The organism is Amycolatopsis sp. FBCC-B4732 (assembly GCF_023008405.1).
In the GTDB taxonomy this organism is placed as follows: domain Bacteria; phylum Actinomycetota; class Actinomycetes; order Mycobacteriales; family Pseudonocardiaceae; genus Amycolatopsis; species Amycolatopsis pretoriensis_A.
Window position 1 is genome coordinate 1,339,985 of record NZ_CP095376.1, and the last position, 13,590, is coordinate 1,353,574.

The 13,590-nt window shown below is 69.5% G+C and carries 14 protein-coding genes; 6 read left to right on the forward strand and 8 right to left on the reverse strand.

All coding sequences use genetic code 11. The annotated features are described in order from the left end of the window. Positions 1-78: 78 nt before the first annotated feature. From MUY14_RS05400 to MUY14_RS05420, 5 genes are all read right to left on the reverse strand, one after another. A complete protein-coding gene (locus MUY14_RS05400; protein WP_247021414.1) occupies positions 79-3,150 on the reverse strand; it encodes a glycosyl hydrolase 2 galactose-binding domain-containing protein in 3,072 nt (1,023 codons plus the stop codon). A 118-nt stretch (positions 3,151-3,268) separates the two neighbouring features. Further along, positions 3,269-4,501 (reverse strand): hypothetical protein, encoded by a 1,233-nt coding sequence (locus MUY14_RS05405; protein ID WP_247021416.1) that lies wholly within the window; start codon positions 4,499-4,501, stop codon positions 3,269-3,271. A 44-nt stretch (positions 4,502-4,545) separates the two neighbouring features. Next, positions 4,546-4,926 carry a YchJ family protein gene (locus MUY14_RS05410; protein ID WP_247021418.1) on the reverse strand — a complete coding sequence of 127 codons (381 nt, stop codon included), beginning with the start codon at positions 4,924-4,926 and terminating at the stop codon, positions 4,546-4,548. 67 nt (positions 4,927-4,993) lie between these two features. Next, a complete protein-coding gene (locus MUY14_RS05415; RefSeq protein ID WP_247021420.1) occupies positions 4,994-5,704 on the reverse strand; it encodes a hypothetical protein in 711 nt (236 codons plus the stop codon). Between the two features lie 53 nt (positions 5,705-5,757). Further along, entirely contained in the window at positions 5,758-6,450 is a 693-nt protein-coding gene (locus MUY14_RS05420) for a hypothetical protein (RefSeq protein WP_247021422.1), read from the reverse strand. A 209-nt stretch (positions 6,451-6,659) separates the two neighbouring features. Here MUY14_RS05420 and MUY14_RS05425 point away from each other — a divergent pair, with 209 nt between their 5' ends. Beyond that, positions 6,660-7,565, forward strand: a complete 906-nt coding sequence (locus MUY14_RS05425) for a hypothetical protein (protein WP_247021424.1) — start codon at positions 6,660-6,662, stop codon at positions 7,563-7,565. Positions 7,566-7,608: 43 nt separating this feature from the next. Here the strand turns inward: MUY14_RS05425 and rnhA are convergent, their stop codons facing one another. After that, positions 7,609-8,070 (reverse strand): ribonuclease HI, encoded by a 462-nt coding sequence (gene rnhA, locus MUY14_RS05430; protein WP_247021426.1) that lies wholly within the window; start codon positions 8,068-8,070, stop codon positions 7,609-7,611. 87 nt (positions 8,071-8,157) lie between these two features. Here rnhA and MUY14_RS05435 point away from each other — a divergent pair, with 87 nt between their 5' ends. The 5 genes from MUY14_RS05435 to MUY14_RS05455 all read left to right on the forward strand — a co-directional run bounded on the left by MUY14_RS05435 (position 8,158) and on the right by MUY14_RS05455 (position 11,736). Continuing rightward, positions 8,158-8,865, forward strand: coding sequence for a Crp/Fnr family transcriptional regulator (locus tag MUY14_RS05435; protein WP_247021428.1), 708 nt, complete (start codon positions 8,158-8,160; stop codon positions 8,863-8,865). Positions 8,866-8,967: 102 nt separating this feature from the next. Then, entirely contained in the window at positions 8,968-9,144 is a 177-nt protein-coding gene (locus MUY14_RS05440; RefSeq protein ID WP_247021430.1) for a hypothetical protein, read from the forward strand. Positions 9,145-9,354: 210 nt separating this feature from the next. Next, positions 9,355-10,320 (forward strand): hypothetical protein, encoded by a 966-nt coding sequence (locus MUY14_RS05445; protein WP_247021432.1) that lies wholly within the window; start codon positions 9,355-9,357, stop codon positions 10,318-10,320. A gap of 7 nt (positions 10,321-10,327) precedes the next feature. Beyond that, entirely contained in the window at positions 10,328-10,933 is a 606-nt protein-coding gene (locus MUY14_RS05450) for a hypothetical protein (RefSeq protein ID WP_247021434.1), read from the forward strand. Positions 10,934-10,953: 20 nt separating this feature from the next. Further along, the gene (locus MUY14_RS05455) at positions 10,954-11,736 is read left to right on the forward strand and encodes a DUF1684 domain-containing protein (RefSeq protein WP_247021436.1); all 783 of its coding nucleotides are present in this window, start codon (positions 10,954-10,956) and stop codon (positions 11,734-11,736) included. Here MUY14_RS05455 and MUY14_RS05460 read toward each other — a convergent pair. Together MUY14_RS05460 and MUY14_RS05465 are read right to left on the reverse strand one after the other, a co-directional pair. Then, positions 11,733-12,218, reverse strand: a complete 486-nt coding sequence (locus tag MUY14_RS05460) for a hypothetical protein (RefSeq protein ID WP_247021438.1) — start codon at positions 12,216-12,218, stop codon at positions 11,733-11,735. The two genes, MUY14_RS05455 and MUY14_RS05460, sit on opposite strands and share 4 nt — an antisense overlap. A 121-nt stretch (positions 12,219-12,339) precedes the next feature. Continuing rightward, complete coding sequence (locus MUY14_RS05465) at positions 12,340-13,569, reverse strand: hypothetical protein (RefSeq protein ID WP_247021440.1); 1,230 nt, start codon at positions 13,567-13,569, stop codon at positions 12,340-12,342. Positions 13,570-13,590 lie beyond the last annotated feature (21 nt).

Below are 13,590 nucleotides of genomic sequence, written 5' to 3' on the forward strand. Positions count from 1 at the left end.
GGAGCCGGTTGACAGCGCCTCCTCCGGACCTGACCGAGGGCGGCACTTTCACGTGAAAGTGCCGCCCTCGGTCAGGTGCTAGACGGTGATCTTGTCGACGTTCGGGCCGCCGTTGGCGGTCGTCGCGGTCGCCTTGATCTTGTTCGTCCCCGCGGTCAAGGTGACCGGGATCGTGACCGTCTGCCACGTGTCCCAGTTGCCCGTGCCGCCGAAGGCCACCGCGGACGCCACCTTCGTACCGTTCACCGTGAGGTCCATCGGCCGGTTCACCGTGGTGCCGTTGGCGTACCGCAGGACGACGTTCGCGGGGCCGGCCGAAGCCGCGTTGACGGTGAACTCCACCGCGCTGCCCGTCGCGTTGTCGTAGTTGACGAAGCCGGTGCCGGTGAAGCCGGCGTGGTTCGACTCCGCGACGCCGTTGGTGATCGTGGCGTTCTCGGCCTGGTAGTCGGCGGGGTTGCCGGGGGTGACCGTGCCGTCCGCCGGGATCGTCTTCGTCCCGGTGTTCCAGCCCGCGACCCGCACGGACGGCTTGGCGCCCTTGAGGTCCGCGGTCCGGTACGTCGCCGTCAGCGTCGTCGACTCGCCGGGCCAGAGGGTGACCTGGTTGTCGGTCCACCGCACCGGCAGCACCGGCGCGCCCGCCGCGCCGACCACGTGCGCGTCGACGAAGAACGCCGGCACCTTGCCGGCCGCCGGGTTCGTCAGCGTCACCTTGGTCGTGGTGGTGCCGTCGCCGTTCGTCGTCGTGCTGGCGGTCGAGCCCAGCGGAACCTGGGCCAGGCCGTTCAGGCCGGACAGGTCCGCGTAGGCCGACTGAGGCGTGTAGTACCAGTCGCTGTTGCCCCAGTCGAGCGTGTCGGCCTTGGTGGACAGCCAGTACACGTTCCGGCTGACCTCCTTGCCCGACGAGTCGGTGAGCACCAGCTTCGCCAGGTACGTCGTCGACAGCCCGCTCACCGAGCCGATGGTCAGCGCGGTCGTCTTCGCGCCGTCACCGCCCACCGAAACGGCCTTGGACTGGTCGTACTTCGCCGTCCCGTCCAGGTTGAACAGCTGCACGCGCGCGGTGAGGCCCGACGCCGCGTCGTGGTTGTGGTTCACCACGACCACCGACTTGGTGTCGTACGAGTACTGGATGTGCAGCGGCTCGTTCGCCTTCTTGGCCCCGAAGTAGGAGCCGTTCTGGTCGAGGTAGGCGTCGAACAGCTGCCAGTGCAGCGACGTCCAGCCGCTGTTGAGCATCCAGTAGATGATCCCGGTGGCCGGGTTCGAGCCGTCGCTGAAGTTGCGCGAGTGCGACTCGAACTCGGCGCGGACGTTCTCGTACTGCGCCAGCTGCGCCTTCCGGACGTAGTCGTCGAGGTTCGCCGGCTTGCCGTAGCGGCCGGCCAGCGCGTCGCCGAACAGCTTCAGGTTGCCGAACGTCGAGGACGAGGACCGGTGGTACTGCGTGGCCGACGGGTTCTTCCACAGCGTGTCGAGCTCGCTCGAGGACATCATCCGCTTGAGCGTGTCCATGGTCGGGATGTCCGGCCCGGCACTGGTTTCGGAGTTGAAGCTCCACGCGCCGCCGAGGTCGGTGTGCGCCTTGTCGTACCAGTAGTTCGGCGGGACGTAGTCGTACGGCCCGTTCATCTTCATGCCGGACGACCCGAGCTGCGGCGACGACTTCGCCGACGCGGCCGGGACCACCGGGGTGGGCCAGTCCGCGGCGCTCAGCGCGTCGAGGTAGTTCTTCTCGATGGTCGCGTCCGGGGCGAAGTCGCTGCCGATGAGGAACGAGATGACGCTCGGGTGGTCGCGCAGGCGCTCGGCCTCCGCGGTCATCGACGCCTTCGCGACCGGGTAGTCCGCGGCGGTCCACGGGTCACCCTTCTCGTCGCCGTTGACCTGGCCCTCCCACTTGTCGCAGCACTCCCAGCCGGGCAGCGTCAGCACGCCCATCCGGTCGGCGAGGTCGAAGAACTCGTCCGGCTCGATGTGCCCTTCCAGGCGCACGGTGTTGAGCCCGAGGTCCTTGACGTAGGCGAGCTTGTCCGCCGCGTACTGCTCGTTCCAGCGCAGGAACAGGTCCGGCGAGTAGCCGCCGCCCTTGATCAGCAGCGGGCGCCCGTTGATCGTGTACGCCCGGCCGCCGCTCGCGTTCTTGTTCGCCGTCACCTGGCGGACGCCGAAGCTCGAGTGCGAGGTGTCCGACGCGGTTCCGCCGACGGCCGCGGTCAGGTCGAGGTCGTAGAGCGGCTGCCCGCCCATCCCGGCCGGCCACCAGACCTGCGGGTTGTCGATCCCGACCACGCCGAACGTGACGGTCTTCTTTTCTTTGGCGGCCAGGGAAACGGTCTGGGTGATCGGTTTGCCGGCGACCGTGCCGGACACCGTCGCCGAGACCGCGGCCGCGGAGTCGTTGCGGACGTCGGCCTTCACCGTGAGGTCGGCGTGGCTCAGCCCGGTCAGCTTCGTCACGACGTGGCCGCCGCGCAGCGCCACCGGGCCGCTGCGCCGGACGAGGACGTCCCGCACGATGCCCATGTTCTGGTCCGGCGGGGTCTGGGCCCAGTCGATCCAGCCCATCGACAGGTCCTTGTTCGGGTCGTTCGGGTAGACCTTGAACGCGATGCTGTTCGTGCCCGCCTTCACCTGCGCGGTGATATCCAGGTCGTGGCGGGTGTAGGCGCCGTTGACCTGGGACTTGTCCGCGATCCGCGTCCCGTTGACCCAGACGTCGGCCTTGGACAGCACGCCGCTGAAGTCGAGGTACGTCCGCTGCGTGGTGTCGGTGACGGTGAGGTCGGTGCGGTACCACCAAGGGACCTGAAAGTCCCCGGTCGGCACGTTCTTCATGTTGGTGGAGTAGAACGGGTCAGCGTACTTGCCGTTGGCCAGCAGGCCGGCGTAGACGGTCGAGCGCGGGCCGACCGGGTACCAGCCCGAGGTGTTGTACCCCGGCTTGGACACCGCCGAGTCGTCGCTCACCTGCGCCGACGTCTGGATCAGGAAGCCGGGGACGGCGGTGGCCGGGGCCGCGGCCGCGACGACCGCTCGCACCGGGACCTGCCCGGTGGCCGACGCGACGGTGGCTCCGCTCACCGCGACGGCCAGCGAGGCCGCCACGAGGAGAGTCCGGGTTCTTTTCTGCCGATAGCTCACTAGCGCGCCTCCTAGGCACCCACGGCGGCGGGGGACTGCGGACTTTCGTTAGGGAACTTTCCTAACAATTGCGGACGATGGTAGCGGTCCGATCACGCGGAGAACAGGGGCGTTCCCGTCAAACCCGGGCGGTCCGCCACGCCGCGGCGGCGCGCAGGGCCAGCAGGAGCGGCAGGGAACCGTCTTCCCAGAGCCGTTGCGGCAGTGCCTCGCTGAGCGGTACACCGGCGGCCAGTGCGGTGCCGATCGCGGCGAGGTCGACGTCGAAGAGCGTCAGGCCGGCGCTGTAGAGCCGTTCGCCGCTGACCGGGCGGCGCCGGGCGACCTCCGCGCTGTCGGCCGCGAGCTCGGTCAGCCCGAAGAACTCCGGCTTGGCGCCGCGGTCCATCCAGCGCGCGAAGCCCGTCACCTTCGTCGAGCGGATGTCGGCGGGGGTGAGGCCGCTTTCCTCGCACAGCTCGCGTTCCATCCCGGCGCGGACCGCGGTGTGCAGGGCCTGCCGCGCGCCCCCGTCCGGCGTGCGCAGGTCGCGGGGTTCGAGCGAGCCGCTGCCCGACGGCGCGAGCAGCAGCCCGCTCACGGCGTTGAGCGTCGACTGCCGGACGGTGACGAGCTTGCCGTCGGTGGTGAAGGCGACCGTGGAGACGCCGACGTGGTCGGCCAGCGCGCTGCCGCTCAGCTCGCGCAACGCGCCCGCGGAGTCGGTGAGCTCGGCCTTGCGCAGGTCGTACTCCTCGCCGGTGTCGGTGCGCGTGATGCGGAGCGTGCCGAGTTCGTTCGAGCAGACGGCGTCGAAGAACCGCGCCCGGTGCAGCCGGATCGGCGCGGGCCGCGCTCCGGTGGCGGGCAGCGGGTCGCCGCGCATGCCGACGACGGGACCGTTGAACAGCAGGCGGCCGCGGGCCCGCAGCGGGAGGACGTGCGGCGCGGTCGCCTTGAGGGACGGCGGCAGCCGGTAGGGCTCCTCGGCCACGTCGATCGTGTGCCGCTCTTCCCACAGTTCGCGGTCGATCGCGGCGCTGACCAGCGCGGTTCCCCGGGCGGGCACGGCGAGGTACGCCGCTTCCGGGTACGCCGGCGGCGGCGGCAGCTCTGCGGTCGGGAACGGCGCCGCGATGGCGGTGAACTCGAACCCGGCCCACCGGCGGCGCAGCAGCCGCACGTCCCGGGTGAAGGTGGTGACGCCGAGGGCGAGCGCGATGATCGAGAGCACCACGCCGATCGCGCTCGGCAGGATCGTGACGACCCCGAGCAGCACCCCGAGACCGGACGCGGCGAGCGGCCACTCGCGGGCGCCGAGGAAGCCGAGGTAGTCCGCCCTCGCCCGGGCGCGGCGCGTCAGTTTTCCCATCGCCGCACTGTTTAGCACGGCGGAGGTGGTGCGCGGGACGGGTTTCAGGCTTCGGCGTCGAGGTAGACCCAGTGGCCGTCGTCACGCCGGAAGCGGCTGTTCTCCTCCTGGAAGCCGTCGCGTCCCCGAAGCCGGTAGTGCGCCCGGAACTCGACGGTGCCTTCGGTGTGCAGCAGGCCCCCGCCGGTGCGCCCCAGGATTTCCAGCCGCGTCCACTCCTGCGCGGGGTCGAGCGCGAGCCGCCGGGGCCGGGTGCGCGGGTGCCATGTCCGCAGCAGGTACCCGGTGTCGCCCACGGCGAACGCGCTGAACCGCGACCGCATCAGCAGTTCGGCCGTCGGCGCGGCAAGCGCGCCGTCGTGGAACCGGCCGCAGCAGGCGGCGTAGGACTCGGCGAGACCGCACGGGCACGGGACGGGAGGCATCGGGGAATTGTGCCACGACCGTCCACTCCGGACCGGCGGAGATCGCTGCGAGCCGTGCGGTACCAGCTCAACAGCCGTCGAAGTCGAGCAACTTTCGTGATTCGACCAGATGCTCTCCTGCTCGGGTGATCAGGACCTCGTTGCCTTCGAGATGCACCAGGGCTTTGTCGTCCAGTGTTCGTACCGTCCGGCGCAGGTTGGATCGCATCGAGTCCGCGACCCATCCCGTGAGTTCGGCCAGTGTCGTAGGTGTCCCTCCTTGGTGGTAGAGAAGAACCAGCACTGTGTCGCTCGCGCGAAGGTCGGCCCTCAGGACTTTGGGTCGTTCGCCGAACATCTGCACGACCGGATACCTGCGCGTGACCAGGTCGGTGACTAGCCGCTGGGCGGTGTCCGCATCGACGCGTCGGCTCAACCTGACGAACTCGGCCATCACCCAGTCCAGCACGGCCGTTACCAAGGTGGCGTCCTGAAGGTTCGGGTCGATTCCGTCGGCCAGGTGCGCGACGTCTCGACTGTTGCGGATGTCGTAAACGACGCGCAATGCGCGGGGTAGGTAGATGCGTACGGCCTTCGGAAAATCGGCGGCTCGCAGTGATTCCAGCCCTTTGGTGACTTTCTCGGAGTCCAGCATCGACCCAATGGGCGTGTGGCGTCCTCCCGTCATGTTCTCAAGAATTCGATATGCGGCTTCGCAGAATCTGCCGCCTTCCACGGCGCTGAGGCGATGTCCGCCGAGGAAGTAGTTGCGCTTCGCTTCTTCGTATGCCTCGATCAACTCTCCGGCGAGAGCGTGATCGTAGGATGATTCGAGTACGCCTCGAGCAGTAATCACTTATCGCTCGCCTCATCCGTTGAACTCTTTTTGGTGCTGGTCCGCTTCAGTCGGTATGGGTGGTCGCGTACTGCGGCCTTCACTGCCTCGCGATCCGGGAGGGCCGCAACAACTGCCTCTCCGCGGACGGTGACCTGTTTCGCCCCCTGTCCAGCTGACACCACGTAACCGCTTTGGCGGTCTGCGTTGTCCAGGTCTCTCGGCAGGTTGCCAAATTTCTGCCCGGCTGCCTCGAGGTTGAGGCCGGCGATGTCCGATGATTTGAAATGTGGCGTGTTGCGATAATGGGTGAGATAGTATGCTAGGCAGGCGATTCGCTCCACTTGAGATTGCGGCTTCTTCTGGCTCATGAAATCGCGAGCGTTGATATTTCTCTGCTCGGTGCTCGCGGGGTCCTCGGCCGGCGGACTCTCGGGTGACGGCTTGGTGATTGAACCGGCCAGCGTGACGTCGGCAAGTCCCAGCGACTCGACCAGCCACGACAGTGCACGCCTGCGGGCATCCTCGGTGAGCGCACTGAGTGCTTCGTAGGCCGTCTGCATGGCTTTGAGCTCCGCCAGTCCGTTCTCGACGGAATCGGTTGTCTTCTTGTCCCTTGGCTCGAAATCCGTACGTACGACGTTATTCGGAGCTTCATCGACAGGGTTGTGCTCAGGGTCTGCTGGAGTCGTCGGTGTCTCGTCGTCCACGATGATCCTTTCCGAGCGAGTCGGCGGGTGTGCTCCAAAGCTAGCGTCAAGTCGTCGCCTCTTTGTCGCACCTATGTCGCACAGGGCTCCGTACTCTGCGCAGGAGTGGCGTTGCTGCAGGTCGCGATTCCTAGGGGTCACCCGGAAGTGTGTTTCCCTGAGCTCCGATGCCACTACAATCGTCGCCGTGCAGCGTGGAGGTGCCTGTGGTGGCTCAGTCTGACTTCAACGTTCGAGCAGCCGGCGATCTTCTAGGTCGGCTTCTTGCTGAATCCCCCGCCTACCGGGCGAGGTGGCGTGCCTTGTCCTCGCGCGTCACGGGGGAACTGAACCAGTCTGCGATCGCAAAGGTGATCGAACACTATTTGTGGGTACAAGACCCCACGGCGGCCGAACCTACTGCGCGCATGCTCAAGGACCGCGTAGGTCGCGCCCTGACCGGACGAAATCTCTCGCTCGAGACGCTGACGTGGTTCATGGAAGCATTCGAGATGACGAAGACGGACCGGACGCATCTTCGAGAAATCTACGACGGCCGGCATGGGCCGGCCAGTGAAATCGCTCATACCCTGTGCAGCAGGCGGGAGATGATCCGAGGGCAACGGCATCGCACGGTCAACCTGGTTGAACGGTACGACGTCAGAGATGGGTGGCTGCGCAGGCGTCGCACGGTTCACACCATTCGGGCGATCGAGGACGGTGTCGACATCTACCTCTTCAACCACGAACCCGAGGCGTCGCGTATCGAGGTCGCCTACGGCGGGCGGCTCGGGCCAGGCCACGAGTACGGCGGAGGGCTGAGGAGCGTCGAGATCGAGCTCGATCGACCGTTGCAGAAGGACGAGACAGCGGCGCTTGAGTACTCGGCTGTCTTCGATCGACGATCCGTCGGGTTGACGGAAGTGCGGAGGGCGGTGTTCGCCAGGGCCGAGAACGTCGACATCGCTGTCGAATTCAGCGGCAGGATTCCACAGCGGGCCTGGTGGTGTCTGTGGGCGGACCATCTTGAAGGCTCGCCGGTCGATGAGGGACCGGTTGTGCTGATCAATTCCGCGATGAGGAAGTTCGTTCGGTCGATGGAAGACACCGTCGTGGGATTCCGATGGGAATGGTGACGGCGACGGTTCGCACAGTGACTGGCGACTGGTTTACCTAAGACTAACCGGCGTTGACGGGTTTCCCGCTCTCGCGCGCCTCTTGCGCGCCGCGGACCGCGAGCCGGTCGGCGCGCTCGTTCTCCGGGTGGCCCGCGTGGCCCTTGACCCACAGCCATTCGACCTCGTGCCCGCCGATCGCCGCGTCGAGGCGCTGCCAGAGGTCCGCGTTCTTGACCGGTTCGCGCGCCGCCGTCTGCCAGCCGTTGTTCTTCCAGCGGGGCAGCCACTGCGTGATCCCGTTGCGCACGTAGGTGCTGTCGGTGAACACGCGCACCTGCGACGGCCGCGTCAACGTCTCCAGGGCCCGGATCGGCGCGGTCAGCTCCATCCGGTTGTTCGTCGTCGGCGTGGCTTCGCCGCCGTACAGCTCGCGCTCGTGCTTGCCGTAGCGCAGCACCGCGCCCCAGCCGCCCGGTCCGGGGTTCCCGCTGCACGCGCCGTCGGTGTAGATCTCCACGTCCACGCGGCGACCCTATCGGTTCCGGCTCTCGCCCAACGCCGCCACGCCGGGTTACGGTGGGCATCCGGAGCGGAGCGGGAGTTCGGGGCGATGAACGGGCACGACGACACGGCCGAGGGGGCGCTCCTGGCCTACCTCGCCGACGCCGATCGCGAGTACCTGCTCTCCCGCGGCACCCGCCGCCGGTTCCGGGCGAACGACGTCGTGCTCATGGAGGGCGACCCGTCCGACCACGTCCACGTGCTGGTCGCCGGCTGGGTGCGGGTGTCCGCGATCGTCGAGGACGGCCGCGAGGTCCTCTTCGGCCTGCGCGGCCCCGGCGAGGTGCTCGGCGACCTCGCCGCCGTGACCGGGCGCCCGCGGACGGCGTCGGTCCGCGCGATCGAGCCCTGCACCGTCTTCCAGCTGACCGGGGCGCAATTCATCGACGTGCTGCACGCCCGGCCCGAGATCGCCATCGCGACGATCAAGACCGTCGCCGCCCGGCTCCGCAACGCCGAGTCCGCCCGGGTCGACTCGGCGGCCCTCGACGTCACCCGGCGGGTCGCGGTGCACCTGCTCCGGCTCGCCGAGGAGCACGGGCGGTCGGTCCCGGAGGGCGTGGTCATCGAGGCCGCGCTCTCGCAGACCGACATCGCCGCGCAGGTCGGCGCCGCCCGGCGGACCGTCGCCCGGGCGCTGCGCGTGCTGCGCGAGCGCGAGATCGTCGAGACCGGCCGCCGCCGGATCCTCATCCGGAAGCTGCGTGTGCTCCAGGCCTTCGCCCGTTCTGAGCCAAACGGCACACAAGGGCCGTGACAGCGGGCATCTGAGGACCGCTCCGACCCGGCGATGCTGGAACCCGGCCGGTAAAGAAATGCGATGCCACCGGCTGAATTTCATTTCGAGCGAGGTCGGGGAGTGCTCGTCGTGAACGTCCACTGCAAGATTTCGACCCTGGTGAAATCGGTCTTCGCCGCGTTCGTGGCCGGTGCTGTCGCGGGTTTCCTCGCGGCGGCCGGAAACGCGGTGGAACCCGCCAGTCCGGCGTTCCACGACTCCGCGCGGCTTCCCGCCTCGGCCTGGGTGCAGCGATGAGGAGGTGTGTGTGATGGAGAGCCACTCGATCTGGGCCCTGATCTTCGGGGCCAACTGACCCGCGGAGGGAACCCGGCCGGCCGGCACGCGGGGGGCCGGCCGGCCGGGCATTCCGCGAATGCGCGTGTCCGTGATTTGTCACGTCACCGCCGCCGACGGCCGCTGGTAATGTCAACAGCTCTTTCCACCGGCGGCGCGGAAGGAGGTGGGATGACGTCGGAGAACTCGTTCCCGTTCGTGCGCGAACTGAACGAACTGCGCCGCGGCCGCGGCCTGGACGCGGCCGACCTGCACCAGCGGATCGGCCCCTGCCTGCGGGCCGCCTGCGAGATCGCCGACGACGACCCGCCCGCCGCCGCGCGGCACAAGGTCGTGCTGCGGCTGACGGAGCTGTGCGGGCGGCTGCCCGCGGACCTGCGGCTGGCCGCGCTGGCGGCGCTGGGCCTGCACGAGGAGGCGGCGGGGGAGTTCCTCGACCGGCGCATCTCGTGGCTGGCCAGCGTCCTGGACCGCGACCCGCGCACCGCGCGCCGCCGCATCGACCTCGCGTTCCGCCGGCTCGACGAGCTGCTCGGCGCGCCGCCGCGCGAGCGTGACCTGCACCCGCTGGCCGGCTGGTACGTCGAGTCGATGAAGGCGATGCTCCGGCTCGACCGCGACCCGCCGGACCTGCAGGAGGAACGCCGGATCGTCGCGGAGGTCGACGAGCTCGACGAGCTGGTGCTCTCGTTCAGCGCACCCGCCGACCCGGGCCTCGACCCGGTGCCGGCCATCACCGCGGACGTGCTGTTCGGCGGCGAAATCGTCGAGGCGCGCCAGGTTTCGGCGAGCCACGCCCAGTTCGTCATGCGGCTGCCGAGCCCGCTGCGGCTCGGGCAGCGGCACGAATACGGCATCCGCTTCGCGCCGCAGCGCACGTCGCTGCGGCCGTACTACGTCATGACCCCGTTGCGGCGCTGCGAGAAGTTCTCGGTGCGGGTGCGGTTCGACCGCGACGGCCCGCCCTCGAAGGTGTGGCGGCTCAACGGCGTGCCCGGCCGCGTGATCGACGACGGCACCGACTCGGGCGACGCGCTGACGGTCAACAGCCTCGGCGAGGTCGGGCTCGAGTTCCACGACCTGCACCAGGGGCTGAGCTACGGCCTGCAGTGGTCGGCCGAGCCCGGGGCGGGTTGAGCGGGCCGTGCGCACCGATCCGGTGACCGCGACCGTCGTCCGGCTCGGGATCGTCGCACCGAGCCGGGGGCGGACGGCGCGCGCGGTGCACCTCGGCGCCACCCTCGACGGGGTGCTGGACGAGGTGTTCGAGGGCGTCCCGGTGCCTCACCGCACGCCGACGTGGTTCCGGCGGGCCGAGGGCGACGCCACGACGGTGATCATCCCGCCGACGGTGCCGCACGGCTGGGTCGCGACGGAGCTCGTCGCGCTGCTGGCCGGGGCGCTGGGCCGCCGCAACCGCCACCTCAACGAGTTCGGCAGGCTCCGGCTGCGGGTGGCGGCCGACCACGGCGACGTCGTGCTGCGCCCGCCCCACTTCGGCGGCGCGGCGGTGGCGCTGGCGACGTGGCTGTGCGCGGCCGAGGAGCTGAAGGCGGCGATCGCGGCGGCGCCGGAGCTGGACCTGCTGCTGGTCGTCTCGGACCGGTTCCACACCGCCCTCGCCGGCGACGAGGGCTACCGGCGGATCGTCGTCCCGGCGGGCGGCGAGCGCGAAATCGCGTGGCTGCGGACGGGTCCGGATACTGGGACGCGGAATACCGGCGCAGGTGGCGGGTTGGCACCGTCGTAGCCGATGGGAAGGGGCTCGCGATGAGCACGTTCACGCAGGAGTGGCAGGACTGGAAGACGCGGCGCGAGGAGGACCTCGCCGCTCCGCACGGCTGGCTGGCGCTGGTGTCGCTGGACTGGCTGACCGAGTCCCCGCGCGAGTACCCCGGCATCCCGGGCCGCTGGTGGCAGGACGCCGACGCGGCCTACGTCGACCCGGCCGGCGCTTCGCTGACGTACGAGGGCGCACCGATCACGGACGTACAGCGGTTCGAGCTGGTCAACAGCGGCGCGGGCACGCGGGTGCTGGCGGGCGACGTCGAGATCGAGGTGGCCCGCCGCTCCGGTTACCTGATCCGCGTGCACGACCCGAAGGCCGAGGTGCTGCGCGGGTTCCACGGCATCCCGGCGTACGAACCTTCGCCCTCCTGGGTGCTTCCGGGGCGGTTCGAGGCCTTCGACGAGCCGCGGCCGACGACCGTGGGCGCGGTCGTGGAGGGGCTCAGCCACGTGTACACGGCGCCGGGCGTGGTCCGTTTTTCCCGCGACGGGCAGTCGCACACGCTGACGGCGTTCAACGGCAAGGACGGCGGCTTCAGCATCCTGTTCACCGACGGGACGAGCGGCGTGACGACGTACGCGGCGAACCGCTCGCTGCCGGTCGGCGCGCCGGCAGCGGACGGTTCGGTGACGCTGGACTTCAACCGCGCGGTGAACCTCCCGTGCGCGTTCACGGACTTCGCGACGTGCCCCCTCCCGCCGGCGGGCAACAACCTGCCGTTCGCGGTCGAGGCGGGGGAGAAGACGCCGTACGAGCGTGGTTAGTGCGCTACGTCGATGACGACGCGGTTGGGCGAGGTGAGCGTGAAGACGTTCACCGCGCTCCGCGCCCGCACCCCGACCCCGACGGTGAGGTGCGCCTCGAAGTCCCCGGTGACGGCGACGGCCATGACGTTGGCGAGGTTCCGCGTCCGGAACTTCTGCGGCCCGGTGTAGGTGGGCTGCCCGGCGGCGTTGTGCGCGGCGGCGGGCGTGGCGGAGACGTTGATGAAGTATTCGCCGGTCAGCCAGACGATTTCCCCGCTCGGGTCGGCGGTGAGCTCGTCGACGAGCTGGTAGCTGACGGTGGGCGCTGGTCCCGAGCTGAGGTCGAGCACGATCCGGTCGAAGCCGGGGTTGAGCCCGGTCCGGATGTTCGTCATGGCCGGGATCACGGGATCGGCGGCTTGAGCGGGCGCGGCGGCGGCGAGGGTGCCGGCGATCAGGACGACGGCACCGGCGAGCGCGCGGCGGGTGGTGGTGGACATGGTGGGCCTCCTGGCGGAGCGAACCGGTGGAAGCCCCAGCGCTGGGGTCTTGGGGGGACGTCCGATTCGTCCGGGAAGTTGCCCGCGTGTCCGCGATCGTTACCCGGCTGCTCCGAACGTGTCAGCGGCGGACCAGGGAGAAGATCGTCCCGTCGGCCGTGGTGGAGACCACCTCGGGTGACTCGGGTGCCCGACGCTCGCTGTCCCGCCCGAGCCGGTCGGTGAACGCTCGTTGCGCCGCCATCACGTCGCCGGCGTCCCCGTCGGTGAGCTGGTCGTCGACCGACTCGTCGATGCCGTACCGGACGGTGAGCCGTTCGCTGCCGAAGCCGAACTCGAGGCTGGTGCCGCGCGCGGTTCCGACCGGGGTCTCGAACGTCACCCGGTCTCGTGGCTGCCGTTCGATCCGGCTCCGCATCACCTGGGGTGCCCACCGCTCGATCGCGCCGAGGTTGCCGCCGAAGTCGGCGAGCACGGCCCAGGAGGCTCGGACGGCGGCATTGGCGATCTCGGCCGCCGAGACGTCCACGCGGTCGGACTCGAGGCGAAAGCTCCGGCCGCGGTCGATCGATTCCCCGTCCACGCGGTAAGAAGGTTCGTCGTCGTCACCCGGATCCACCGCCAGGTACGACGTGCGGCTTTCTCCGGTGACCACGGCGGTGGCCAGCCCCTGCGGTACCCGGCCGCCGACGGTGACCCCGTCGAGCTGGCCGACGGCGCGAGCGAGCTGGGACACCGCGTTGCCGGCGTTCTTCGTCCCCTTGCATTCGAGCACGCGCAGGACGTAACGACCGCTGTCGCGCCGGTCGGCACCGATGAGGAGGTAGTCGGCGCGCCGGGTGCCGATGTGCTGGACCGCCGAGCTCGGCCCGAAGACGAAGCGGGCGTCGAGGGCCACATCGATGTCGACCACGCTGCGCAGGGTCGCGGCGCTGGTGCTGCCGAACCAGCGCGCGGCCAGCGCGGCACCGAAGCCGATCCCCATCTCTTCGGAGGTGACGCGCCGCTGGTTGCCGGAAATGCGGCGCCCCGCCGCGCTCAGCGCGAGGTTCGGCAAGTGCGAGTGCGAGTAGTCGTGGGCGAAGAAGCCCAGGTAGCGCAGCAGGCCCCACCACAGGTACCGGTCGAGCACGTCGTCGTGGTACCGCGGCCGCGTCACGTAGGACAACCAGTGCAGGGCTTCGATCGGACGGAGGGTTATGCCGCCCTCCAGGCCGGCCGCGGGGGAAAGAGCCTTCCGGGGCGGGCTGAACTCTTTGCGCTTCCGCAGCTGCCGGATCAGGGCGTCGTCGCTTTGCCCCGGCAGGTGCACCGCCGTATCGACGACGCTGAACGCGTCTTCGAGGTTCATTCCCGTCCTCCCCCTTCGCCG